Here is a 23734-nt window from a genome sequence, read left to right as displayed (position 1 = left end):
GACCGGCCTGCATCTGGGGATCAACTGAGGAGCCGTCCATGACCGTCACCACCAGCACGGCCCGTCCACCCGCGCTCGACTCCGCCGAACTCGCCGGCGTGCTCGCCGAGATCGCCGCCGACGCCCGTCGCCGACGCGCCGAGGCACCCGGCGAACAACCGCTGCTCGCCCTCGACCTGGTCCGCCGGCACCGGCTCGGCGCGGTCCGCGTCCCGCTCGCCGACGGCGGCGCCGGCTACACCCGGCGGGAGTCGTTCGCCCTGTTCATCCGGCTCGCCGAGGCCGACCCGGACGTGCCGCACATCCTGCGCCTGCACTACGGCTTCGTCGAGGAATTGCTGCGCGACCCGGGCGCCTACGCCGACCGGCCCTGGCTCGCCCAGGTCCTCGACGGCAGACTGTTCGGCGGCGCCGCGGCCGAACTGGGCAACCGCGCCGGCGTCTACACCTTCGACACCACCCTGGTCCCGGACGGACCGGCGTTCCGGCTCAACGGCCGCAAGTTCTACAGCACCGGCGCGCAGTACAGCGACTATCTGCGCCTGGTCGCCAGCGACGGCGACGGCGAGCGGGTCAGCGTGCTGATTCCCGCCGACCGCGAGGGTGTACGCCACGAGGACGACTGGGACGGCATCGGCCAGCGGCACACCGGTAGCGGCACCACCGTCCTCGACAACGTGCTGGTGCACCCGTCCGAGGTGGTGTCCTTGCCGTTCCCCGGCCCGCAGTCACGCAGCGGCGCCCAGGCACAACTGCTGTTGTACGCGATCGCCGCGGGCATCCTGCGCGAGCTGACCGCCGACACCGCCGAACTGATCCGCACCCGTTCCCGCTCCTACTCGTGGGGCAACCACGACGAGTCCCGGCACGACCCGCAGATCCTGCAGATCGTCGGGGAGCTGTCGGCCGCGGCGTACGTCGTGGAAGCCGCCGTTCTCACCGCAGCCGAAACCCTCGAGAGCGACGACGCCTCCCTGCGGGCCTCGCAGGTGAAGATCGGCGTCGAGGAGATCGCGCTGCGCGCCGCCGGCGTGGCCTTCGGCGCGCTCGGCGCCTCTGCCACCCGCTCCGCGCAGCACCTCGACCGGCACTGGCGCAACCTGCGCACCCTGTTCAGCCACAACCCGACGGTCTTCAAGGCACGCGCGGTCGGCGACGTCGTTGTCAACAGCGCGTCGCTGCCGGCCGTCGGCTACTTCTAAGGGGGATGTCGTGACGACAACAGCGGTCCCGACCGACCTGCTCACCCGTTTCCGGCCGCTTCTCGATCGGATCGCCGCCGGGGCCCGGGAGCGGGAGGCGACCCGTCGCCTGCCCCTGGCGGAGGCCCGCGAGCTGGCCGCGCTCGGCCTGGGTGCGCTGCGCGTGCCGGAGGAGTTCGGCGGGTCCGGCGCCAGCCTGCGCCAGCTGTTCGAGCTGCTCGTCGAGCTCGGCGCGGCCGAGTCCAATCTGGTGCAGGCGTTCCGGGTGCACTTCCGCTTCACCGAGGACCGCTGGGAGGAGCGTGACACCGCCCGCGGCCGGCTCTGGCTCGGCCGGATCGGCGAGGGCGCGGTGATCGGCAACGCCACCAGCGAGCGGTCCGGCAACGTGCGTGGCCGCACCAACACCACGTTGCGCGAGGCCGGCGGCCGGCTGCTGCTCAACGGCACGAAGTACTACAGCACCGGCAGCCTGTACGCCGACTGGATCTCGGTCGCGGTCCAGCGCGGGGAGGGCGACCGGATCACCGCCCTGGTCCCGCGCGACGCCCCCGGCCTGGAACTGCTCGACGACTACACCGGGTTCGGGCAGCGGCTCAGCGGCAGCGGCACGACGGTCCTCACCGACGTCGAGGTCGACCCGGCCCACGTCATCCCGCAGGTCCGGCGGCACGCCGGAACGACCTCGATCGTGCAGCTGGTGCACCTGGCCACCCTGGCCGGCATCGCCCGCCGCGCGGTCGACGAGGCCGCCGAGTTCGTCCGCCGGCGCCGCCGCTCCTACGGCCACGGCAGCGCCGACCTGCCGGCCGAGGATCCGCTGGTCCAGCAGGTGCTGGGCCGGGTCGACGCGATCGCGCACACCACCCGGCAGATCGTTCTGGCGGTCGCCGACGACCTGGACACGGCCAAGAACGCCCGCTGGGCCGTCAAGGCCGACCCCACGCCCGCGGCCGAGGAACAGGTGCGTGAGCTGGAACAGCGGGCCGAACTGGGTGTCCTGCGCGCCCAGTCGGTCGTCATCGACCAGGTCCTGCACGCCACCACCGAGATCTTCGAGGTGGGCGGGGCGTCCGCGGTCGAGGAGAACCTGCGCCTCGACCGGCACTGGCGCAACGCCCGTGTCCTCTCCTCCCACAACCCGGCCATCTACCGGGAGCGGCAGATCGGTGAGCACCTGCTCACCGGCGTCCTTCCGGTCTCCTTCCCGTCCGTCGGCGTCGCGCCGAGCCTTCTCGCAGAGGAGCTGTCCTCATGACCACCATCAGCCAACCCACGGTGACCCTCGACGTCACCCCGCTCGCCGGTTACATCGGCGCCGAGATCGGCGGCGTCGACCTGCGGGAGGAGCTGCACCACGATGTGATCGAGGAGATCCGTACCGCGCTGCACACCTACAAGGTGGTGTTCTTCCGGGATCAGCAGATCGGTCACGCCGAGCAGGTCGCGTTCGCCCGCCGGTTCGGCAAGGTCACGCCCGCTCATCCGCACGAGGAGAACCCGCCGGAGGGCTTCCCGGAGATCCTTCCCATCGACAGTCGCCGCTACGAGGAGAACCTCGGCCGCAAACGCACCTCCTACGACAGCTCCTGGCACACCGATGTGACCGCACTGGTCAACCCGCCGGCCGCGTCGATCCTGCGCTCCGACATCCTGCCGCCCTACGGTGGTGACACTGCCTGGACGAACCTGGTCGCCGCGTACGAGAACCTGCCGGCGGAGCTGCGCGACCTCGCCGACAGGCTGGACATCAAGCACCGGTTCAGTACCAGGGCCACCTCGGGCAGCCAGCGTGAGCGGAAGGTCCGTGAGGCGAACCTGGTCGCCTGGCATCCGGCGGTCCGGGTGCATCCGGTCACCGGCGAGCGGGCGCTCTTCGTCAGCCCGGGCTTCACCCGTGGGGCGCGGGAGATCCGGGGCTTCACCCCGTCGCAGAGCGAGCGGATCCTGAAGCTGCTCTGGGAGGAGGCGACCCGTACCGAGTACACGGTGCGCTTCCGCTGGGCCGCGGGCAGCGTCGCGTTCTGGGACAACCGGGCGACCGCCCACCTGGCGATCTCCGACGCCGGGCATCTGGGCCACGACCGGGTCCTCTACCGGGTCACCCTGGAGGGCGACATCCCGAAGGGTGTTGACGGCCGCGAGTCCGAACTGGTCTCGGGCGAGCCCTTCCACGGGATCTGACGACGTCACTGAACACGACGCGGCGCCCCGGCCGGTGGCCGGGGCGCCGCGTCGTGCCGGGTCACCGGTTGCGCGGGTCGGGCAGCTTCAGGCGTTCCCGGAGGGTCGAGCCGTCGTATGCGGCGGGGAAGGCGCCCGATTCCTGGAGCAGCGGGATGACGTGCCGGTTGAACTCGGCGATGCCGTCCGGCAGGACCGGGATGTGGATGTTGAAGCCGGCCACCGCCCCGGAGCTCCACCAGTCCAGGATCGTGTCGGCGACCTCGCGCGGGGTGCCGACCGCCAGCCGGTGCCCGCCCTCCACCCGCCGGACCAGCTGTCGCGGCGTGATCTCCTCGGCCGCGGCCAGTTCCGCGAACGACCTGACGAACCCGACCGGCCGCTGCTGGTCCTCGGTGTGCGCGAACAACGCCGGGTCGAGCGGCTTGTCCGGGTCGATCCGGTCGCCGAGATCGACGGCCCAGTTGCGGTGCAGGAAGTCGGCGATCAGCCCGTCCTCGCCGCGATGCCCGTGCAGCGCCTCGTGCTTGCGGTACGCCTCCTCCCGGGTCTCGCCGAGGATGACGGTGAGGCCGGGAAGCAGCCGGAGGTCGCCGGGGTCCCGGCCGTGCGCCAGGGCCCGTTCGCGCAGCCGGGCCTGGTAGTCGAAGGCGGACTGCTTGTGCAGCAGCGACGCGTACACGATGTCGGCGTGCTTGGCCGCCAGGTCGACGCCGGCCTCCGAGGCGCCCGCCTGCGAGATGACCGGATGCCCCTGTGGCCCGATCGGCACGTTCAGCGGCCCGGTGACGTCGAAGAACTCGCCGTGGTGGTCGATGCGCCGGGCGGTGGTCGCGTCCCAGAGATCTCCGGCGGGCGGGTCGTCGGAAGGGGTGTCCCAGCTCAGCCACAGGTCCCTGACGACCTGCACGAACTCGTCGGCTCGACGGTAGCGCTCGGCGCGCGACGGCAGCGGCGCCGCGCCGAAGTTCGCGGCGATGTCCGGGTTGAAGCTCGATACGACGTTCCAGATCACCCGGCCGCCGGAGATGTGGTCGAGGGTGGCCAGCCGGCGCGCCAGGTTGTACGGCGAGTTGTAGGACGAGGACGCGGTCAGCAGGAAGCCGATGTCCGGGACCGCCGCGGCCACGGCGGAGAACAGCACGGTCGGGTCGAAGCTGTGGATCGGCCGGGAGGTGTTGTCGCGCTGCAGCGCCGGATGATCGGAGACGAAGACGATGTCGAAGACGCCCTCGTGTGCGAGCTGCGCGGAACGCAGGTAGTGGCGCCAGTCGCTGAACCGGTTCCACCTGGTCCCGGGCGCGGCCCAGGAGCGGGGTGCGGAGCCGGTGCTGTTCAGGGCGACACTCAGATACAGGCGGTTCATGGTTCTGCTCCTCAGGCGGCGACGGTTTCCGGCTTCCAGACGGCGTGTGCGTACTCCTCGCGGGAGGCGGGGGCCGCGGGGGAGGGCTTGGTCCTCGGCAGGTCCGCCAGGACGAGGTCGCGGACGATCGCGTCGACCAGGCGGGGAACGCCGGATCGCAGGCTGGGCACGTCGCCGATGGGTAGCCCGAAACTCTGGCTCGCCCCGGCGTTGAAGACGTGGATCGCGGAGAGCCAACCGGCGTCCTCCGGCCGGCGGGCGGTCAGCTCGTAACCGGGGCCGACGTACGGGAAGGAGCTGAGGTGTTCCGAGCGCAGCTCCGCCGGCGGCTGGTACCGGTCGCGCCACAGCGCGATCCGCCCGGCGACCGCGGCCAGCTCCGGCCGGGTCCGGGGATCGTGCTGGTACCCGGTGCCGGCGATGACGAAGTCGAACCGGTGGGTGCCGTCGGCCGCCCTGACCCGCACCTTCGAGCCGGCCTCGGTGGCCTCCTGCCAGGGCGCGGCGAGGTGGATGTGGAAGTTCGGGTGAGCCGTGGCCCGCTGCACCGAGTCCAGCGGGGTGCTGCCGGCGAAGGCGAACCGGCGACGCCATCGTTCGGCGTCGGGCAGCCGGTGGAAGACGTCCTGCACGGCCGGGCTCGGCGGGTTGCCGCCGGGCCTGGCGACGACCAGGTCGCCGCGGCGGGAGAAGAGATGGACCTCGGCCGCGTGGGCCTCGAGCGCGGTGGCGGCGGCGTCGAACGCCGAGGCCGCGGCGCCCACGACGGCCACGGTACGGCCGCGCAGGGCGGCGAAGTCGATCTGCCGGCCGGTGTGCGCGAACACCGCGGGCGACAGTTTCGCCGTGGTGACCGGGATGCGTGGGCCGCCGGTCCCCTCGACGCCGTTCGCCAGCACCACCTTGCGGGCGGTCTCGACCGTGTCGGTCCCCGCGCGGCGCAGGTGTAGACGGATGCGGTCCTGGCCGTCCGGTTCGATCCGGAGCACCCGGACACCACGCCGGACCGGCACCCGCACCTGGCGTTGGAACCAGGTCAGGTAGCTGATCCAGTCGGCGGTGGGGATCCGGTCCAGCGCCGTCCAGGCCGCCGTTCCTTCCCGGGCCTCGTACCAGGCGCGGAAGCTGAGCGCCGGATTGCCCAGCTCGGGACCGACGAGCGTCTTGGCGGTCCGGAGCGTACGCATCCGGGCCTTGGCGGCCCAGCCGCCGACGTGGGACTCGCTCTCGGCGGCGTCCAGCACGGCGACCCGGGTGATGCCGGCACGGCGCAACGCGTACCCGATGGTCAGTCCGCTCTGGCCGGCGCCGACGATCGCCACGTCGTGATCGACGCCGGCGGTCGGTGGCACCCATCCGGCGGGGTCGGCCCCGAGCAGCCGTAGTGATTCGCTCGCCGCGAGGTCCGGGTTGCCCCGCCGGCTCATCGCTCGGTCCACAGGAAGGTGTTCACGGTTCGGGTCCTCTCGCCGGGTTGTGGGCAGGGTTCGCCGGACGGACGCGCCGCGTCCGTCACCGGTGGGTGCGATCTCAGGAGGCGATCTTCAGGCGGTTCCCGCGGACCACCGGGGTGTTCTCCTCCGCGATCAGGTGCAGAGTCCGCAGGATCGAGGCGATGTTGGGGTCGCGCTGGCGTCCTTCCCGGACCACCGCGCTGATCGTCCGTCCACCCAGATCCAGCCCGTCGATGATCAACTCCGCCAGGTGCGCCGGGACGGACCGCTGGGGGACGAGGGCGGCGGCCGCCTCGGTGGCCGCCAGATCGCAGACGTTCGGCGCGCCGATCACCCGGTGCTTGACCTGTGGGGTGAAACCGGCCGACCGGCCCGCGCGCAGGACCGCGTGGTCGAGGCCGGAGTCGCGCTGGCCGGTCACCCACGGCTCGCCGGCGAGCGCGCTCAGGCCGCGGCCGCGTACACGCAGGTGCAGGTGGGACGGTGCCATCAGGACGAGCGGCTCGTGGAGCAGGTGCTCGGCGGTGAGCCCGTTCCACGATTCGTCGGCGTCGAAGTCGTACCGGCAGGTGATGGCGATGTCGACCTCGCCCTGGCGCAGCAGTCGTGCGGCGGCCTGGCTCGGCGCCTGCTGGATCTGGAGATGCAGGTCGGGTTCCGCCAGGCGCAGGCGCCGCATCATCGGCGCGGCCAGCATCGAGATGCCCATGTTGAACGACGCGACGGCGATCTGGCCGGAGACCGTCCCACGGGTGGCGGCGACCGCGCTGATCGCCTCGTCGACGGCGCCCAGCACCCGGCGCACGTGCTCGACCAGCACGTGGCCGCTGCGCGTCAGGCTGAGCGTCCGGCCGTCACGGCGGAACAGGATCGCTCCGGTCTCCTTCTCCAGGACCCGTAGTTGCTGCGACACCGCGGAGCTGGTGATGCACCGTCGTTCCGCGACGGCTGTCACGGTGCCGAGGTCGGCGAGGTCGGTGAGGAGCATCATGCGCCGCAAGTCGATCATCACGCACCGCCGTTGTCGCTGGTGAGGCTGGTTGCTGTCACGAAGTCCAATATGGCACAGCGGGGCGGGATAACCTAGTTAACCTATGTAAATGGTAGGTTATAGATCACTCGCGAGGGAGGATGTGATCATCGATCGGTCGCAGAGCGTAGTTGAACTTTCGACGGATAGCGCAGCTGATTTTGGGGGTTGGATGATGACCTGAAGTAGTTGCCGCGCGAGGGAGGGCCGCATGTCGGAGGTTGTCGTGATCTCAGGCCATCCGAGCCCCGGATCGTCCACATTGCAGCTGGCCACCGCGGTGGGGGAGCGGATCGCGGCGAGCCGTGGCGACAGCACGTTCGATATGGTCGACGTCGCCGAACTCGGCCCGGGGCTGCTCGTGACCGGCGACCGCGCCACCGGCGAGGCGTTGCTGACCGTGCAGGACGCCACGTTGCTGATCGTGGCGACCCCTGCCTGGCGAGGCACCTTCTCCGGCGCCCTCAAGGTCCTGCTCGACCAACTGCCGGCCAACGCGCTCGCCGGGGTGCTGGCCGTTCCGGTCGTCACGGCCGACGTCCAGCCGCAGGCCGACACGGCCGAGGCGTTCCTGGCCCGGCTGCTGAGCGAACTGGGGGCCGACGTCGTCGACTTCGGCCTGACCGCGGTCGGCCCGGAGCTTGCCGAACCGGTCGCCGTCGCCGACCTCTACGCGTCCGCGATCATCAGATGATCCGGCGTATGGCGGTGGCGACGTCGCCGGTGATCTCAGTGGGTTCGTAGGCGTCCTGACTCCAGGTCCGGCCGTTCGAAACCCACACGCTGTTGAGGCCCAGCGCCACCGCTCCCGCGATGTCGGCCTCGGCGGAGTCGCCGATCACCCATGCCTCCCGCAGCGAGGTCCGGCCGATCCCGGCGGCCGCGTGGAAGATCTCCGGGCCGGGTTTCCGGTGGCCGACCGCTTCCGAGACGACCCAGCCGTCGACGAGCCGGTCAAGTCCGGTGTTGCGAATCTTCGCCTCTTGCTGCGCGGTGCGGCCATTGGTGACGATGACGCGGGTCCAGCCACGTGCGCGCGCGGCGATCAGCGCGTCCTCGGTCTCCCTCGCCAGCACCAAGCGGTCGGCTGCCCCGTTGTCGAGCAGGGCGTGGATCGTGGACCCGGGCGCGGTGCTGCCGTACCTGTCCACCATGGCCGCTGCGACCACGTCACGTGCGGTGTAGCCGCCGGCGTCGAGACTCATGATCCAGCCGAGATCGGTCCCAGGTAAGCCGTGCTCAGCCAGGAACGAGGCGACAGCGGACCGGAAGGCCGAGTCCCGGTCGATCAAAGTGTTGTCGAGATCCACCAACATCAACGGCACGGGTGTAGTAGATCATGGCTTCCGGCATGCGTCGGCGCTCCGCCGCGGTGATCGTGCTGGCAGGCACAAGTCCGGCCAGGCGGGCACACCACGAGAACTGCCCAACGGCAGCCTCGACTACCGTGCAGGCGTGCCCAACTCTGTGAACCTGTCGGATCCGGCTGCGCGCAGGGAAGCGCTGCGGATGGTCGACGTCGACGACCCTCGTCCGCACCACGCGATGCTGCGGGAGATCTTCGACCTCGAAAGGACCTGGCGTGAGGGCCCGGACAACGGCGCGAGCGACGAGTTCGAGCAGATCTACCTGACCGCCTTCCTGCTGTTCCTGATCGGTGATCCCGCGGACTCGTACCGTCTGTACGGCGCGAAATTTCGCACAGGCGACATGGATCTCGGCATCGGCTTCGACGCCCAGGCCATCTTCGGAGCGGGCCGGCGGGAAACGTTGCGGTGGCTCTCGGAGAACGGGCACACCGACGAGTGCGCGCATCTTTCCGATTGGTTGTCGCAAACGGAAGACCCGGAGATCGAAGACTGGGCCCGGCAGGTACGCGACTACTTTTACTCGCCGGACGGCGTTCTGCTCCTGGATGAGCTCTGATCGCGGCGAATAGGGTCAGGCGGCGAAGGGGGATCCTCGGTCACCGTCCGAGGGATCTGGCGGGGATCGGCCCTGATCGCGCGCCCGATGCGGCGCGGCACCCCGTAAGCCGGGAACCGGGGGCGCGGCCGTCCACATCGCATCGATGGACGCCGCCCCCATGCGATAGCCGCGCGTCGATATTGTGGCGCGGTGAGATATCGAATTGGGGCTATCCTCGCCTCCCTCCTGATGGTTCTGTCGCCGGCCACCGCCGCGCGCGCCGCCGACGACCCTCTGCTGGACCAGCTCAAGGCCGTCCCCGGACTCTCCGTCGTCTCCGAGACCCAGGGCACCGGCTACCGGTTCTTCGTGCTGACCTACCGCCAGCCGGCCGACCACCGCCACCCCGGACAGGGCAGCTACGAGCAGCGCCTGACCCTGCTGCACCGATCGGCCGGCTCCCCGACGGTCCTGTACACCAACGGGTACGGCCTGGCCGCCAGCCCCCGCCCGACCGAGACGGAGCCGACCCGGCTGCTCGGCGCCAACCAGGTGTCGGTCGAGCACCGCTTCTTCACCCCGTCCCGCCCCGCCCCGGCCGACTGGTCGGATCTGAACATCTGGCAGGAGGCGAGCGACGAGCACCGCATCGTCACCGCGCTCAAGGGCGTCTACTCCGGACGCTGGATCCAGACCGGTGGGAGCAAGGGGGGCATGACCTCCGTCTACCACCGGCGGTTCTACCCCGGGGACGTCGACGGCGTGGTCGCCTACGTGGCACCGGACGATGTGATCAACGCGGCCGACAAGGCGTACGACGGGTTCTTCGACACCGTCGGCACGGAGTCCTGCCGCGCCGCCCTCGCCGACGTCCAGCGCGAGGCGTTGCTCCGCCGCGACCGGTTCGTCGCCCGGCTGCAAGCGGACGCGGCCGCGAACGGATGGACGTTCAGCACCAGCATCGGCACGGCCGACCGCTCGTTCGAGATGACCGTCCTGGACACGGTGTGGGCGTTCTGGCAGTACAGCTCCGCCGCCGACTGCGCGACGGTGCCGGCGAGCACCGCGACCGACGACGAACTGTACGACTGGATCGACGGCGTCGCCGGGTGGAGCTTCTACACCGACCAGGGCCTCGAACCCTACTGGCCGTACTACTACCAGGCGGCCGGTCAGCTGGGCTGGCCGAGCCTGCGCTTCGAGCACCTGCGCGGGCTGCGCGCCTACCCCGGCCTGTACACCGCCAACTCGTCGCTGCCGGCGGAGCTGCGCCGCGCGTACAACCCGGTGCCGATGCTCGACGTCGACCTCTGGGTCCGTACCGCCTCGGAGCGGATGCTCTTCATCTACGGACAGAATGATCCGTGGAGCGCCGAGCGCTTCACTCCCAGCAGGCACGACTCCGCCCTGTACGTCGCGCCGGGCGCCAACCACGGTGCGAACATCGCCAAGCTGACCGCGGCGGACGCGGCCGAGGCCACGGCGATGCTTCGGCGCTGGGCCGGCGTGCCGGCGGCGCTCAGGTCCGTACCGTCGTCGGATCTTCCCCTCGACGACATGATCGGCCCCCGCCGGCGTCCCTGATCGACCGAGCCTGACGGCCCGCCGGCACCGGCGGGCCGTCAGGTGACGCCGAGGCGCTGGGTGCCGATCACCGACAGCAGGCGCAGCGCCTGCTCGGAGGGGGAGCCGGGCACCGCGGTGTAGATCACGAGCCGCTGATCCCGATCGGTCATCTCCAGGACGTCACAGTTGACGGTCACCGGACCGGCCATCGGGTGCTGGAAGGTCTTGCTCGGGGTGGACTCCTCGGCGACATCGTGGGAGGCCCACAGCTCCCGGAACTGCGCGCTGCCGGTCAGCAGGTCCTGGACCAGCCCGGTCAGGTCCGGGTCGCCGGGATAGCGGGCGGCCGCCGCTCTGAGCCGGCGGGCCGCGCCGCGGGCGAACCGATCGGCGTCGGAGACACCGTAGAGACGCCGCCCGTCCCGGTGCGGGCCGAGGAAGACGCGCCGGACCAGGTTGCGGTCGCGCCGGTCGAGCGCGGAGAAGTCCTCCATCAAGGCGGCGGCCAACTCGTTCCAGGCGATCACCTCGAAGTCCGCCGCGATGACCGTCGCGGCCGCCTGGGGCAGGCGGGACAGCAGGTCGAGGATGCTCTGCCGCACCTCGCGCGACGGCCCCGCGGCCGGCAGCGGCGACTCGCCGGCGAGGTGGTGCAGGTGGGCGCGCTCCGCGTCGGTGAGCCGCAGGGCGCGGGCCAGGCCGGCGAGCACCTCACGCGACGGTCGTGGCCCGCGGGCCTGTTCCAGGCGCGTGTAGTACTCGGTGGAGATGAACGCCAGCCGGGCCGCCTCCTCGCGGCGCAGCCCGGGCGTGCGCCGGCGCCGACCGGCCGGCAGGCCGACGTCGGCCGGGCTGATCCGCTCGCGCCGGCTGCGCAGGAAGGCGGCCAGCTCTCCTCGATCCACCCGCCCATTCTGCGCGGCCGTCGCCGGGCGTAGCCAGGTACCGTCGAGGCCTGGCCGGCCGTCCGGCGGCCATCCAGGCTTGGCCGCATGACCGATCTGCTCACTGACAAGGTCGCGTTCGTCAGCGGCGCCGGCCGTGGCATCGGCGCCGCCGCGGCCCGGCTGTTCGCCCGGGAAGGCGCACGGGTCGTGCTCGCCGCCCGCACGGAGGCTCAACTCGCCGCGGTGACCGGGGAGATCCGCGAGGCGGGCGGCACCGCCGCGTACGTCGTCTGCGATCTCGCGGACCCGGCGGCGATCCGCGCGGCCGTCGCCCGGACCGTCGACCTGCACGGCCGGCTCGACGTGGCCTTCAACAACGGCGCGACCATCACACCGCCCGACCCGATCGACCGGATCGGCGAGGACGACTTCGACCGGCTGTACGCGGTGAACCTGCGCGGGGTCTGGCTGGCCATGGTCGCGCAGGTGGCGGCGATCCGCGCCACCGCGGGCACCGGGGCGATCGTGAACAACTCCAGCGTCGGCAGCCTGACGGGCAACCCGGCACTGCCGGCCTACGGGGCGATGAAGCGGGCGGTCAACAGCCTCACCGAGTCCGCCGCCGTCACGTTCGGGCCCGAGGCCATCCGGGTCAACGCGATCGCCCCGGGCAACACCCGTACCGAAATGATCGAGACCTGGGAGTCGAGCTCGCCGGGCCTGACCGCACGCCTGGTCGCGGCGACCCCGCTGGGCCGGCAGGCCGACCCGGACGAGATCGCACAGGCCGCGGCGTGGCTGCTCAGCGACCGCGCCTCGTTCGTGACCGGCGCCGTGCTGCGGGTCGACGGTGGCGCCCGGGTCTGATCCTCGGCGGCCGCCGATTGTGAACGACAACTTTTCGGGAGTTTCGGCCGCACCAGAGGTACATCCATCTGCGTGCCTGAGGTAGAAACATGACCATGACGGATACGGGTGAACGCTCACATGCTGGCGTGCGCGAGGCGATCGAGCAGGGGCGCACCGCGCTCGGGATCGAGCTGGGGTCGACCCGGATCAAGGCGGTGCTGACCGGCCCGGACCACGCGGCGATCGCGGTCGGCAGCCACGACTGGGAGAACCAGTTCGTCGACCGCACCTGGACGTACTCCCTGGAGGCGGTCTGGTCCGGGCTGCGGGCCTGCTACGCCGCGCTGGCCGAGGACGTGCGCGAGCGGTACGGGACCGAGCTGCGGACCACCGGCGCGCTCGGCGTCTCCGCGATGATGCACGGCTACCTGGCCTTCGACGCCGACGGTGAGCTGCTGACCCCGTTCCGTACCTGGCGCAACACCAACACCGGCGCCGCCTCCGAGCAGCTGAGCGAGCTGTTCGGCTACAACATCCCGCACCGCTGGAGCATCGCCCACCTGTACCAGGCGGTGCTGAACGGCGAGGAGCACCTCGGCCGGCTCGCCCACCTGACGACCCTCGCCGGGTACGTGCACTGGAAGCTGACCGGCCGGCAGGTGCTCGGCGTCGGCGACGCCAGCGGCATGTTCCCGATCGACGTCGCCACCGGCGGTTACGACACCGGCATGCTCGCCAAGTTCGACGACCTGGTCGCCGGGCGTGGTCTGCCGCTGCCGCTGGTCGAACTGCTGCCCGCCGTGCTGCCCGCGGGCGAGGCCGCCGGCTCGCTCACCGAGGCCGGGGCGAAGCTGCTCGACCCCAGTGGCGCCCTGCGGCCGGGTGTCGCGCTCTGCCCGCCCGAGGGTGACGCCGGCACCGGCATGGTGGCCACCAACTCGGTGGCCCGCCGCACCGGCAACGTCAGCGCCGGCACCAGCATCTTCGCGATGATCGTGCTCGACGGCCCGCTGAGCCGGATGCACCCCGAGGTCGACCTGGTCACGACGCCCGCCGGGGACCTGGTGGCGATGGTCCACTGCAACAACGGCGCCAGCGAGCTGAACTCGTGGGCCGGGCTCTTCGCCGAGTTCGCCGCGGCGCTCGGCGTCGAGCGGGACAGCTCGACCATCTTCGAGACGCTGTTCCGGGCCGCGCTGAACGGCGCCCCGGACGGCGGCGGGCTGATGGCGTTCAACTACCTGTCCGGCGAGCCGATCACGAAACTGCACGAGGGCCGGCCGCTGTTCCTGCGCGAACCGGGCAGCTCGCTGAACCTGGCCACCTTCATGCGGACCCAGCTGTACGCCGCGCTGGCCACGCTGCGGATCGGCATGGACGTGCTGCAGAAGGCCGAGTCGGTCAAGCTGGAGCGGATGTTCGCGCACGGCGGCCTGTTCAAGACCGAGGGGGTGGCGCAGAACCTGCTCGCCGCGGCGATCAACACGCCCGTCTCGGTCGGCGATCTCGCCGCCGAGGGCGGCGCGTGGGGTATCGCGATCCTGGCCGCCTATCTGGCCCGTGGCAAGTCCGGGCAGAGCCTGGACGAGTTCCTGACCCGCGAGGTGTTCGCCGGTGCGAGCCTGGACACCGCGGCCCCGGACCCGGCCGACGTGGCGGGCTTCGACGCGTTCATGCGGCGGTACGTGGCCGCGCTGCCGGTGGAGCAGGCGGCCGTGGAGAACAGCTGAGCAGGAAGCGGCACCGGGCGACGACCCGGTGCCGCCGTGGACGACCGGCCGCATGGAGTGGCCGTGTCGATCATCGCCTGTCGGGGGGCGCCGGCCGTCGAATACCTCCCGAAGGCGCCCGGACAGCCGATCAACTGATGTTCAGATAGATGCCGACAAGGCGTCGGGCCCGGGATATCCGCGACCGCACGGTCCCCACCGGGAGCTGCAGAAGATCAGCAATTTCTTCGTACGATCTCTGCTCGAACTCCCGCAGCAGCAAAGCCTCCCGATATTGTTCGGGCAATCGCCCCAACGCGTTCTCCACGTCGATCCGGGTGGCCGCCATCGAGCTCATCCTGCGCAGCGTCCCGCCGGCCGGATCGGGCTCCGGCGGCTCGTCGGTGGGTGCCCCGGCACGGTTCCTGCGCCGCACCACCTCGAGCGCCGCGTTGACCGCGATCCGATGCAACCAGCTGGTAAAACGTGAACGTCCTTCGAAGGTGCCGATACCGCGGGCCACCGCGATCAGCGTCTCCTGAGCGGCGTCGTCGACGTCCGTGGCGTCGGCCAGGATCCGCCGCGCACCGCCGTGCGCGAGCCGCCGGACGTGGATCTGGTGCAGCAGTTCCTGCAGATCGCGGCGGGAACCGGTGGCGGCCCGCAGCGCCAGTTCTTGAAGATCTTCGTGCGATTCCGGAGTCCGATCGGGTGATCGCTCGAATGGTGGCGACATTCCGAAATGGTATAACCGGCGGGACTCGAAAAGCCGACGGGGGAATGGTGGACCGGCCAGTGGCGGAGATCGAATTCATCGGTCGTTACCGGATCATGCGCAAGCTCGGCAGCGGCGCGTTCGCCGACGTGTATCTCGCCGTCGACGAGCAGCTCGAGTCGCCGGTCGCGATCAAGGTGCTGGCGAACCGGTGGGCGCTCGACCAGGACATCCGGGAACGCTTCCTGAACGAGGCCCGGCTGCTGCGCCGGATCGGCGGGCCGCGCCTGGTCAACGTGCACGACATCGGGGAGACCCCGGACCGGGGGCCGTACTTCGTGATGCCGTACGCGGACCGCGGCACCCTGGAGGACCGTCTCGCCGACCTGGCCGGCGCGGGGCGCGAGGTCGAGCCGGCCGCCGCCTTCGCGGTGGCCCGGGACGTCGCGCTCGCGTTGCGCCGGGTGCACGAGGCCGGCGTGGTGCACCGGGACGTGAAGCCCGGCAACCTGCTGATCTTCTCGGACCCGGACCCGGACCCGGGCCACGGCCGGGAGGCGGCCCACGGCGACGCGGCACCGCTGGTCGAGCCGGACGAGCGGCTGGTGCTCGGCGACTTCGGACTGGCCAAGGACCTGAGCATCCGCGCCAGCGGGCTGAGCCTGCCGGTGGGTACACCGGGCTACATGGCACCGGAGCAGTCCGACGCGACCGCCGCGGTCGACCAGCGCGCCGACGTGTACGCGTGCAGCGCCCTGCTGGCCCGGATGCTGGTCGGCCGGCCGCCGTCGGCCGGAGTGCTCGACGAGCAGTCGCTGCGCGGCGCCGTCGGTCCGGCAGTGCGCCGCAGCATCCTGTCCGGGCTCGACCCGGCGCCGGCCGCCCGCCCGGCGTCCGCGGCCGAGTGGCTGACCAACCTGGACAGCGCCGTGGCCGCCGACCGGTCGTCCGGCCCGGCCCGCACCCGGCGGTTCGCGGCGCCGGTGCTCGGCGGGGTCCTGATCGTCGCGCTGACCGTCGGCCTGCTGGCGGTGCTGCGCCAGGACCGGCCGCAGGCGGCACCGGCGGTGGCGGCCAGCGCGCCGCCGGTCCCGTACGAGCAGGTCTTCGACGACACCCGGACCATCTCGGTGTCGGTGCCCGCCGCCTGGAGCCAGCACTGGGGCAACGGCTGGCACCCGGGGCAGAGTCCGTTCTACGGCAAGATCAACGTCGGCCCGGGGATGAACGCCTCACCGAACGTCTCCGACTGGTTCACCGACGCGGCCGTACCCGGGATCTTCGTCGGCGCCTCCGCGAAGGTCGTCAAGGAGGGCAGGTTCTCCCCGGAGTACATGCGGCAGTACTTCGGTCCGACCGGTTGCACGGCGGCCGGCAGCGAGGATTTCCGCCTGGACCGCCTCGGCCTCACCGGGGTGCAGGGCCGCTGGACGTGCCCGGGCGGGGTGTGGTGGCGGTACGCATACGGCTGGCCGGCGCACCACCGGTACGTGGTCGCGCTGGAGATCAAGGTCGTCGCGCCCTACGACGGCGGGACCTGGGACGCGGCCCTGAACAGCGTCACCCTGCACGCCGAACCCCCGAACGGGTGACCCGGGAACAACAGCGGCACCGACATCTGGGTGGTCGACGACAGCGGCTGGCGGGAGACGTGGATGGGCTGCCGCTCCGCCGGTCGTCCGCCGGCGGCCGTGGCCGCCTGCTGACCTCGCCCGGGCCCGGAGGTCAGTCCGCTGCGGACTTTCCCGCGGCGGGCTTCTTCTCGGTCGGCTTTTCATCGGCCGGCTTCCTGTCGGCAGGCGAGATGCTGACGCAGCAGCGGTCGGGGCCGGGGTCCAGCCGGGCGGACAGCCCGGTGGCACCCACCGCGTCGAGCAGCCCGTCGATGAGGTCGAGATTCATCCCGCAGACCAGCTCGGTGTGTTGCCGCGCGAGCCGGTGGAACGGGCAGTTCGCCAGCGTGATGCCGTCCTCTGTGGTGCGCGGCTCGTAGCCGTTGGCCTCCAGCGTGGTGATCACCACCTGGTCCGCCGTGGTGTGGCCCGAATCCTGATCCTCACCGAGGCCACGGCCGGTCGCCCGGGCCGCGGTGCGGATCGCCGCCTCGACCGGAATCCGGTCACGCCCGGCGATGCCGATCGCCTCGGCCAGGATCTCCCCGGCCAGGTCGTAGCGGCGTTCGGGGAGGGTGACCGCGATGTCCCGGCCGGCGCGCCGGTAGAACTTGGCTGCCCGGGACCGCGCACCAGGCGATGCTCGCCGTGGGGGTCGTCGAGATCCTCGCCGGTGTGGTCGTCGCGCTCCTGCCCCGATTCGGCGGCTACCTCGTCGCGGCGTGGCTCGGCGGCATCATCGTCAACCTGTTGCTGCTCGGTAACTTTTATGACGTTGCGCTGCGTGACGTCGGCCTGCTGATCGGCGCGCTCGCCCTGGCCAGGCTTGCCACGGCTGTCGCGCCGCGCGGGCTCGAGCACCGCGACTGAGTTCGGACGGCGAAGGGGGCGGCGCACCGGTGCGCCGCCCCCTTCGCCGTCCTCATCGGAGTGTCCAACTGTTATCAGTGTTAACAAAGCATTGACAGGAACGTTCGCTTTTGGACATCATCTGAGAGCGCTCTCCCCGCTGTACGCCGAACGGTTTCCCCACGTCGATGGGCCTATCGTCCATTGGCCGGCCACGGCGGATCGAGGGCTTCCCCTTTTCCCAGGAGCCCCTATGTCGACACGTAACAAGCTGCTGAGCGCGCTCGCCGCGCTCGTAACGGCGATACCGATCGGCGCGACCGTCGCCGCGTCGGCCGCCCAGGCCGTCGGACCCAACCTGCTGCCGTTCACGGTCACCAACAGCACCGGGCGCGGCGACGCGGCCTACCTCTACGTCATCGGGGTCAACCTCACCACCGGCAGGCTGGGCTACGTCACCGCCGGCGGCACCTTCAACGCCTGGCCGGCCGGCTCGCTGCCCCCGTCCGCCGCGCCGGACGTCGCCATCGGTGGCCCGGGCAACGGTGGCAGCACCACCGTCCAGCTGCCGCGCAACTTCTCCGGCCGGCTGTACATGTCGCTCGGCCAGAAGCTGAAGTTCTTCCTCACCCCGGACGGCCTGGTCCAGCCCGCGCCGTGGGCCTCCGGCGACCCCAACCACGACATCCTGTTCGACTGGAGCGAGTTCACCTACAACGACTCCGGGCTGTGGCTCAACAGCTCGCAGGTGGACATGTTCGCCCTCCCGCACGTGGTGACCGTCTCCGGCAGCGACGGCACCAAGAGCACCGGCGCCGTGGTCGCCAACGGCCGGCAGAACGTCATCGACCAGATCAGGGCACAGTCCGGCTGGGCGAACACCGTGGTCACCCGCTCCGACGGGACCGTGCTGCGGGTGCTCTCGCCGGGCAAGTCCGCCGACGCGGGCCTGCTCAGCAGCACCTACCTCGACTCCTACATCAACTCGGCCTGGAACGCCTACACCGGCAAGACGCTCACCGTCGTGCCCTTCGGCGACCAGCCCAACACCAAGTACTTCGGCCGTACGTCCGGCAGCACCATGGTCTTCACCAACAGCTCCGGTGCGCAGGTCGCCTCGTTCAACAAGCCGTCGAGCGCCAACGTCTGGGGCTGTGACGGCAACCTCGCCGCCCCGAACGACCTGGTGGTCGGCCCGATCGCCCGCACCCTGTGCGCGGCGCTGAACCGCGGCACCCTCGGCACCCTGGACACCCAGCCCGGTGGCACGGCGGCCGACTTCTACAAGAGCAACCCCACCAACCAGTACGCGCGGATCATCCACGCGAACATGGCCGACGGCAAGGCGTACGCCTTCGCCTTCGACGACGTGCAGAACCAGGAGTCCCTGGTCTACTCGAACAACCCCACCTCCGCGGGCGTCATCCTCTCCCCGTTCGTCGGCGGTACCGGCGGCGGTGGCGGCTCGACCACCGGATACACGGTGGCTGGCCCCGGCGGCAAGTGCGTCGACGTCGCCGGTGACGACTCCGGCGGCAACGGCGCCGCGGTCCAGCTCTGGGACTGCCAGGCGGCCGCCAAGGACCAGCACTGGACGCTCAAGAACGGCACCCTGCAGACCCTGGGCCGCTGCCTCGACATCGAGGGCAACAGCACCACCTCCGGCGCCAAACTCGAGCTCTGGGACTGCAACGGCGTCGGCGGCCAGCAGTGGGTCACCCAGGCCGACGGCACGATCCGCAACCCGCAGTCCGGCAAGTGTGTCGACTCGCCGTCCGGCGCCACCGCCAACGGCACCCGCCTGCAGATCTGGGACTGCAACACCTCCGGCGCCCAGAAGTTCGCCTACAACAACGGCGCGACCAACCTCACCGCCCCCGGCGGCAAGTGCGTCGACGTCGCGGGCGACGACGCCGGTGGCGACGGCGCGGCCGTGCAGCTCTGGGACTGCCAGCTGACCGCCCGCGACCAGCACTGGGCCTGGACCGGTCAGTCGCTGACCACCCTCGGCATGTGCCTGGACATCGCCGGCGGCGGCACCGCCAACGGCGCCCAGCTCCAGCTGCACAACTGCACCGGCAACGCGGCGCAGACCTGGGTCGTCAACAGCAACGGCAGCATCAGCAACCCGCAGTCCGGCCGCTGCGTCGACGCGCCCTCCGGCAACACCGCCAACGGCACCCGCCTGCAGATCTGGGACTGCAACGGCTCCGCCGCCCAGAAGTTCGCCAAGGCCTGACCGGCGACGACCCGGGCCCGGGACCCGGAGCCACCGCCTCCGGGTCCCGGTTCTGTTCCACCACCGGAACCAGTTCGGTTCCGGCCCGGCTGGATCTCCTGCCCATTCCCCTGCACCGCGGGCAGCCGACAAGGAAGGTAGGACAGCACATGAGAGTTGTCCCTCGACGGCGCCACCGCGGCCTGCTCGCGGTGCTCGTGCTGGCGGCCGCCACGCTCGGCGCGGCCGGCGGCGGCCAGATCGCCTGGGCCGCCGTCACCGGTGACACGATCGCCGGCCCCGGTGCCAAGTGTGTCGATGTCAGCGGCGACGACACCGGCGTCAACGGCACGCCGGTCCAGCTCTGGGACTGCCAGACCAACAGCGCCGACCAGCACTGGACCTGGAGCGGAAGTGCGCTGACCACCATCGGCCGCTGCCTGGACGTGACGAGCGCCGGCACCGCCAACGGCACCAAGCTCCAGCTCTGGGACTGCAACGGCACCGGCGCGCAGCAGTGGGTCCAGCAGACCGACGGCAGCCTCAAGAACCCGCTGTCCGGTCGCTGCATGGACTCTCCGAGCGGCGCCACCGCCAACGGGACCCGCCTGCAGATCTGGGACTGCAACGGCTCCGGCGCGCAGAAGTTCACCGTCACGACGACGCCTACGAACCCCGGTACCTGCCCGACCTACTCCGACACCCCGGACTTCGGGCCCAACGTCCACATCTACGACCACTCGATGTCGGACGCCGCCATCCAGTCGTCGCTGGACAGCGTCTTCAACGCGCAGAAGGACACGCAGTCGGCGCAGTTCGGCACCCGCCGGGACGCGCTGGTCTTCAAGCCGAGCACCACGCCGTACAACGTCGGCGCGAACATCGGCTTCAACACGTCGATCCTCGGTCTGGGTCAGAACCCCGATGACGTACGCATCAACGGTGCCGTCACCGTCGACGCGTTCAACGCCAGCGACGCCGGCAACGCGACCCAGAACTTCTGGCGGTCGGCCGAGAACATGTCGATCAACACGCTCGGCGGCACCAACCGCTGGGCGGTCGCGCAGGCCGCGCCGTACCGTCGCATGCACGTGATCGGCGGTCTCAACCTCTTCCCGGCCAGCTACGGCTGGGCCAGCGGCGGGTACATCTCCGACTCGAAGATCGACGGGAACGCCGAGTCGGCCTCCCAGCAGCAGTGGTACACCAAGGACAGCACGCTGGGCTCCTGGAGCGGCTCCAACTGGAACATGGTGTTCTCCGGCACCAACGGCGCCCCCGCCAACAACTTCAACACGAACCCGGCCGGCGGGCCCCGCTACACCACCCTGGCCAGCACGCCGATCTCGCGGGACGTGCCGTACCTGTACCTCGACCCGGCCGGCAGGTACCGGGTCTTCCTGCCCTCGCTGCGCACCAACGCCACCGGGCCGAGCTGGGCGGGCGGCAGCACTCCCGGCACCTCGCTGCCGATGAGCAACTTCTTCGTCGCGCGGCCCAGCGACTCGGCGGCGACGATCAACACGGCGCTGGCCAACGGGTGCAACCTGTTCTTCACCCCGGGCGTCTACCACGTGAACCAGACCCTGCACGTGACCAAGGCCAACACGGTCGTGCTCGGCATCGGTTACCCGACCATCATCCCGGACAACGGCGTGAACGCGATGGACGTGGCCGACGTCGACGGCGTACGCCTCAAGGGTCTGCTCTTCGACGCCGGAACCACCAACAGCGACACCCTGCTCAAGGTCGGCCTGGCCAAGTCGGGTGTGTCGCACGCGGCCAACCCGACCACCGTGCAGGACGTGTTCTTCCGGATCGGCGGCATGGTGGCCGGCAAGGCCACCAACAGCCTGGTCGTGAACACCAACAACACGATCATCGACCACACCTGGGCCTGGCGTGCCGACCACGGCGCGGGGATCGGCTGGACGGTGAACACCGCCGACAACGGTCTCACCGTCAACGGCGACAACGTGCTCGCGACCGGCCTGTTCGTCGAGCACTACCAGAAGAACGAGGTCGTCTGGAACGGCGCCAACGGCAGGATCATCTTCTTCCAGAACGAGATGCCGTACGACCCGCCGAACCAGGCCGCCTGGATGAACGGCTCGCAGAACGGCTACCCGGCGATCAAGGTGGCGAACGGTGTCACCACGTTCGAGGCCTGGGGGCTCGGCAGCTACTGCTTCTTCAACGTGAACAACTCGGTGTCCTCGCTCCGCGCGTTCGAGGTGCCGGCGGTCTCCGGAGTGAAGTTCCACAACATGGCGATCGTCTCCCTCGGCGGCGTCGGCACCATCTCGCACATCATCAACAACACCGGCGCGGCCGCGAACCCCAGCAACAACAACTCCTACCTGGTCAACTTCCCGTAGGACCACCAGGCATCACCTGATCGGTACGACCGGCGGCCGGGCCCGAGCGACGGGGGGCCCGGCCGCTCATCCTGCGGTGAAGTAGGGCTCGGCCGCCTCCAGCCGCGGCACGGACACGCCCAGGCGGCGCGCCTCGGCCAGGGTGTCGCGGCAGACCGCGCGCAGTTCCTCGGTGTTGGCATGGGCCTCCATCACCGTGCGCATCGGCGGGAAGTGACGGAAGAGCCAGGCGAGCGCGGGCGCTGTCAGCCAGACGGGCGCTGTGAACGGCATCAGGTCGCCGCGGTGCCGCCGCAGGTCGACGCCGCGGGCCTCGACGAGGGGCAGTAGTTCGCGGGTGGCGAGAATCGCCTCGCGTACGTTGCGCGTCTTCCCGGCCAGCGCGGCGAGGGAACCCAGTTTCAAGCTCTGCGTGTGCAGGCCGGCGTTCTGGATGAAGTGGATCGACAGCCAGCCGCGGAAGTCGGTGTTCTCCCGGAGCCTGAATCCGGCCTGGCGGAACACCGTGCGCACGGCTCGCTCACGCTCGGTCGGCGGCCGGTCGAGGGAGCCGAAGAAGACCACGGGCAGCAGGGTCGCCCGCAGCACGCCGTCGTCGTCGAAGCCGCCACCGGCGCCGGGAAAGCCCCAGGCCAACTGGTCGGCGGGCAGAGACTCGACCGCGACCAGTGGCTCGACCCACAGGTTGTTGAAGACCAGCACCGTCGCGTTGCCTACGCGCGGCCCCAGGAAGGACACTGCCTCGGCGAAGCCGTAGTGCTGCACGCTCACCACGATCAGGTCGAAGTCGTGGTCCGGCTCCAGCGATTCGCGGTAACGTACCGGCCACTTCCCGGTGACGCGTCGCCCCCACAACCGGCGCCGTGCGTCGAGCAGGTCGAGGTCGATCGCGTTTCCGTACTTCGCTGCCCGGCCGGGCCGTACGTAGAACTCGATCTCGTGCCCGGCCCGCTCCAGCGCCCACCCGTACGCCGCGGCGATGACACCCCGGCCGAACATCAGAATCTTCATGCCGCACCTCACGGGCCGGTGACCAGGTCGCCTAGAATCGGAGATCGTCTCCACTTTCAAGATATGGAGACAGTTTCCGTTTGTCAAAGGAGGCTCCGGGTGACCACAGCCAAGCCGTTACGCGCTGACGCCCGGCGCAACCGCGACGCCCTGCTCGCCAAGGCCCGTGAGCTGTTCGCCGAAGGCTGCTTCGACCTGCGTTTCGACGACTTCGCCCGGCTGGCCGGGGTCGGCACGGGCACGCTCTACCGGCATTTTCCTACCCGCGAGGCGCTGGCCGAGGCGGTCTACCGCGAAGAGCTCACCGCGATGTGCGCACGCGCCCGCGAGTTGCGGGCCACGCTCTCCGCGACGGAGGCGCTGGCGGCCTTCCTCCGTGGCTTCGTGAGTCATCTGGATGCCAACCAGGGTCTGGCTCGCACGCTCGCCACCCTCATGGCCACCCGCTCAGGCACCCTCGCCGAGGGCGGCCGGGAATTGGGGCAGGCCATAGCGGACCTGCTGGCCGCGGGCGTCGAGGAGGGCGCCATCCGCGACGACGTGGGTGTCGGCGCCGTCATGATGGCCCTGCAGGGCATCTGCATGGCCTGCGACCAGCCGGGCTCCCGGGCCGACGCGGACGGCGTCGTCACCCTCGTGCTCGACGGCCTGCACCGCCGTACGTCGTGAGGCGGAACCTCCGGCCGATCGGATGATCCTGATGATGCCCTGGCGGGCGCGGAACGGCCGAACGGCGGCCCGCTGAATCAGCCGGGCCGCCGTTCGCGGAGTGTGGATCAGGGCTGGCCCCGGCCG

The 23734-nt window shown here is 70.8% G+C and carries 21 protein-coding genes; 13 read left to right on the top strand and 8 right to left on the bottom strand.

Annotation, left to right across the window (positions count from 1 at the left end; all coding sequences use genetic code 11):
- Window positions 1–38: 38 nt before the first annotated feature.
- From CHC09_RS25595 to CHC09_RS25585, 3 genes are read left to right on the top strand one after another with little or no spacing between them, the layout of a single operon-like run.
- A complete protein-coding gene (locus CHC09_RS25595) occupies window positions 39–1202 on the top strand; it encodes an acyl-CoA dehydrogenase family protein (RefSeq protein WP_089295726.1) in 1164 nt (387 codons plus the stop codon).
- A 10-nt stretch (window positions 1203–1212) separates the two neighbouring features.
- On the top strand, window positions 1213–2460 hold the full coding sequence (locus tag CHC09_RS25590; protein WP_089295725.1) for an acyl-CoA dehydrogenase family protein: 1248 nt from the start codon (window positions 1213–1215) through the stop codon (window positions 2458–2460).
- Window positions 2457–3386: a TauD/TfdA dioxygenase family protein gene (locus tag CHC09_RS25585; protein WP_089295724.1), complete on the top strand. Its 930-nt coding sequence runs from the start codon at window positions 2457–2459 to the stop codon at window positions 3384–3386. The genes CHC09_RS25590 and CHC09_RS25585 overlap by 4 nt, the downstream gene beginning before the upstream one ends.
- A gap of 61 nt (window positions 3387–3447) precedes the next feature.
- On the opposite strand, the gene CHC09_RS25580 is transcribed toward CHC09_RS25585, so the two are convergent.
- The 3 genes from CHC09_RS25580 to CHC09_RS25570 all read right to left on the bottom strand — a co-directional run bounded on the left by CHC09_RS25580 (window position 3448) and on the right by CHC09_RS25570 (window position 7215).
- Entirely contained in the window at window positions 3448–4752 is a 1305-nt protein-coding gene (locus CHC09_RS25580; RefSeq protein ID WP_179277281.1) for an NtaA/DmoA family FMN-dependent monooxygenase, read from the bottom strand.
- Between the two features lie 11 nt (window positions 4753–4763).
- Window positions 4764–6179: an NAD(P)-binding domain-containing protein gene (locus CHC09_RS25575; protein WP_089295723.1), complete on the bottom strand. Its 1416-nt coding sequence runs from the start codon at window positions 6177–6179 to the stop codon at window positions 4764–4766.
- Between the two features lie 103 nt (window positions 6180–6282).
- Entirely contained in the window at window positions 6283–7215 is a 933-nt protein-coding gene (locus CHC09_RS25570) for a LysR family transcriptional regulator (protein ID WP_089295722.1), read from the bottom strand.
- Window positions 7216–7447: 232 nt separating this feature from the next.
- Here CHC09_RS25570 and CHC09_RS25565 point away from each other — a divergent pair, with 232 nt between their 5' ends.
- Window positions 7448–7930, top strand: coding sequence for an NADPH-dependent FMN reductase (locus CHC09_RS25565; protein ID WP_089295721.1), 483 nt, complete (start codon window positions 7448–7450; stop codon window positions 7928–7930).
- On the opposite strand, the gene CHC09_RS25560 is transcribed toward CHC09_RS25565, so the two are convergent.
- The gene (locus tag CHC09_RS25560) at window positions 7923–8552 is read right to left on the bottom strand and encodes an HAD family hydrolase (protein ID WP_089295853.1); all 630 of its coding nucleotides are present in this window, start codon (window positions 8550–8552) and stop codon (window positions 7923–7925) included. The genes CHC09_RS25565 and CHC09_RS25560 overlap by 8 nt on opposite strands.
- 193 nt (window positions 8553–8745) lie before the next feature.
- Here CHC09_RS25560 and CHC09_RS25555 point away from each other — a divergent pair, with 193 nt between their 5' ends.
- Both CHC09_RS25555 and CHC09_RS25550 read left to right on the top strand, forming a co-directional pair.
- The gene (locus CHC09_RS25555) at window positions 8746–9162 is read left to right on the top strand and encodes a hypothetical protein (protein WP_239138499.1); all 417 of its coding nucleotides are present in this window, start codon (window positions 8746–8748) and stop codon (window positions 9160–9162) included.
- 192 nt (window positions 9163–9354) lie between these two features.
- Complete coding sequence (locus tag CHC09_RS25550) at window positions 9355–10728, top strand: S28 family serine protease (RefSeq protein WP_089295720.1); 1374 nt, start codon at window positions 9355–9357, stop codon at window positions 10726–10728.
- 38 nt (window positions 10729–10766) lie between these two features.
- Here the strand turns inward: CHC09_RS25550 and CHC09_RS25545 are convergent, their stop codons facing one another.
- The gene (locus tag CHC09_RS25545; RefSeq protein ID WP_089295719.1) at window positions 10767–11615 is read right to left on the bottom strand and encodes a helix-turn-helix transcriptional regulator; all 849 of its coding nucleotides are present in this window, start codon (window positions 11613–11615) and stop codon (window positions 10767–10769) included.
- A gap of 87 nt (window positions 11616–11702) precedes the next feature.
- Here CHC09_RS25545 and CHC09_RS25540 point away from each other — a divergent pair, with 87 nt between their 5' ends.
- Together CHC09_RS25540 and CHC09_RS25535 are read left to right on the top strand one after the other, a co-directional pair.
- Window positions 11703–12464: an SDR family NAD(P)-dependent oxidoreductase gene (locus tag CHC09_RS25540; RefSeq protein WP_089295718.1), complete on the top strand. Its 762-nt coding sequence runs from the start codon at window positions 11703–11705 to the stop codon at window positions 12462–12464.
- A gap of 128 nt (window positions 12465–12592) precedes the next feature.
- Window positions 12593–14176 (top strand): xylulokinase, encoded by a 1584-nt coding sequence (locus tag CHC09_RS25535; protein ID WP_239138501.1) that lies wholly within the window; start codon window positions 12593–12595, stop codon window positions 14174–14176.
- Between the two features lie 130 nt (window positions 14177–14306).
- On the opposite strand, the gene CHC09_RS25530 is transcribed toward CHC09_RS25535, so the two are convergent.
- The gene (locus CHC09_RS25530) at window positions 14307–14891 is read right to left on the bottom strand and encodes an RNA polymerase sigma factor (RefSeq protein ID WP_089295851.1); all 585 of its coding nucleotides are present in this window, start codon (window positions 14889–14891) and stop codon (window positions 14307–14309) included.
- A gap of 59 nt (window positions 14892–14950) precedes the next feature.
- Here CHC09_RS25530 and CHC09_RS25525 point away from each other — a divergent pair, with 59 nt between their 5' ends.
- Window positions 14951–16462: a serine/threonine-protein kinase gene (locus tag CHC09_RS25525; protein ID WP_179277280.1), complete on the top strand. Its 1512-nt coding sequence runs from the start codon at window positions 14951–14953 to the stop codon at window positions 16460–16462.
- A gap of 133 nt (window positions 16463–16595) precedes the next feature.
- Here the strand turns inward: CHC09_RS25525 and CHC09_RS25520 are convergent, their stop codons facing one another.
- Complete coding sequence (locus CHC09_RS25520) at window positions 16596–16889, bottom strand: helix-turn-helix domain-containing protein (protein ID WP_143232538.1); 294 nt, start codon at window positions 16887–16889, stop codon at window positions 16596–16598.
- 242 nt (window positions 16890–17131) lie between these two features.
- On the opposite strand from CHC09_RS25520, the gene CHC09_RS25515 reads away from it, so the two are divergent.
- The 3 genes from CHC09_RS25515 (at window position 17132) to CHC09_RS25505 (ending at window position 21928) form a co-directional block, all read left to right on the top strand.
- Window positions 17132–17353 (top strand): hypothetical protein, encoded by a 222-nt coding sequence (locus CHC09_RS25515; protein ID WP_203833202.1) that lies wholly within the window; start codon window positions 17132–17134, stop codon window positions 17351–17353.
- A 232-nt stretch (window positions 17354–17585) separates the two neighbouring features.
- On the top strand, window positions 17586–19571 hold the full coding sequence (locus CHC09_RS25510; protein WP_089295714.1) for a beta-1,3-glucanase family protein: 1986 nt from the start codon (window positions 17586–17588) through the stop codon (window positions 19569–19571).
- Window positions 19572–19720: 149 nt separating this feature from the next.
- Window positions 19721–21928 carry a ricin-type beta-trefoil lectin domain protein gene (locus CHC09_RS25505; RefSeq protein ID WP_089295713.1) on the top strand — a complete coding sequence of 736 codons (2208 nt, stop codon included), beginning with the start codon at window positions 19721–19723 and terminating at the stop codon, window positions 21926–21928.
- Window positions 21929–21994: 66 nt separating this feature from the next.
- On the opposite strand, the gene CHC09_RS25500 is transcribed toward CHC09_RS25505, so the two are convergent.
- A complete protein-coding gene (locus CHC09_RS25500) occupies window positions 21995–22939 on the bottom strand; it encodes a ketopantoate reductase family protein (protein ID WP_089295712.1) in 945 nt (314 codons plus the stop codon).
- A 99-nt stretch (window positions 22940–23038) separates the two neighbouring features.
- Here CHC09_RS25500 and CHC09_RS25495 point away from each other — a divergent pair, with 99 nt between their 5' ends.
- Window positions 23039–23608, top strand: a complete 570-nt coding sequence (locus tag CHC09_RS25495; RefSeq protein WP_089295711.1) for a TetR/AcrR family transcriptional regulator — start codon at window positions 23039–23041, stop codon at window positions 23606–23608.
- Window positions 23609–23734 lie beyond the last annotated feature (126 nt).

Origin of the sequence: Actinoplanes regularis (assembly GCF_900188005.1) — a bacterium.
GTDB lineage: Bacteria > Actinomycetota > Actinomycetes > Mycobacteriales > Micromonosporaceae > Actinoplanes > Actinoplanes regularis.
This window is presented reverse-complemented; position numbering and strand designations above follow the sequence as displayed.

Bases quoted from the DNA above. Each gene is read 5' to 3' on its own strand.
- CHC09_RS25595 (WP_089295726.1), top strand. From the start codon at position 39: ATGACCGTCACCACCAGCACGGCCCGTCCACCCGCGCTCGACTCCGCC.
- CHC09_RS25585 (WP_089295724.1), top strand. From the start codon at position 2,457: ATGACCACCATCAGCCAACCCACGGTGACCCTCGACGTCACCCCGCTC.
- CHC09_RS25580 (WP_179277281.1), bottom strand. From the start codon at position 4,752: ATGAACCGCCTGTATCTGAGTGTCGCCCTGAACAGCACCGGCTCCGCA.
- CHC09_RS25575 (WP_089295723.1), bottom strand. From the start codon at position 6,179: ATGAGCCGGCGGGGCAACCCGGACCTCGCGGCGAGCGAATCACTACGG.
- CHC09_RS25570 (WP_089295722.1), bottom strand. From the start codon at position 7,215: ATGATCGACTTGCGGCGCATGATGCTCCTCACCGACCTCGCCGACCTC.
- CHC09_RS25565 (WP_089295721.1), top strand. From the start codon at position 7,448: ATGTCGGAGGTTGTCGTGATCTCAGGCCATCCGAGCCCCGGATCGTCC.
- CHC09_RS25560 (WP_089295853.1), bottom strand. From the start codon at position 8,552: ATGTTGGTGGATCTCGACAACACTTTGATCGACCGGGACTCGGCCTTC.
- CHC09_RS25555 (WP_239138499.1), top strand. From the start codon at position 8,746: ATGGTCGACGTCGACGACCCTCGTCCGCACCACGCGATGCTGCGGGAG.
- CHC09_RS25540 (WP_089295718.1), top strand. From the start codon at position 11,703: ATGACCGATCTGCTCACTGACAAGGTCGCGTTCGTCAGCGGCGCCGGC.
- CHC09_RS25530 (WP_089295851.1), bottom strand. From the start codon at position 14,891: ATGTCGCCACCATTCGAGCGATCACCCGATCGGACTCCGGAATCGCAC.
- CHC09_RS25510 (WP_089295714.1), top strand. From the start codon at position 17,586: ATGTCGACACGTAACAAGCTGCTGAGCGCGCTCGCCGCGCTCGTAACG.
- CHC09_RS25505 (WP_089295713.1), top strand. From the start codon at position 19,721: ATGAGAGTTGTCCCTCGACGGCGCCACCGCGGCCTGCTCGCGGTGCTC.
- CHC09_RS25500 (WP_089295712.1), bottom strand. From the start codon at position 22,939: ATGAAGATTCTGATGTTCGGCCGGGGTGTCATCGCCGCGGCGTACGGG.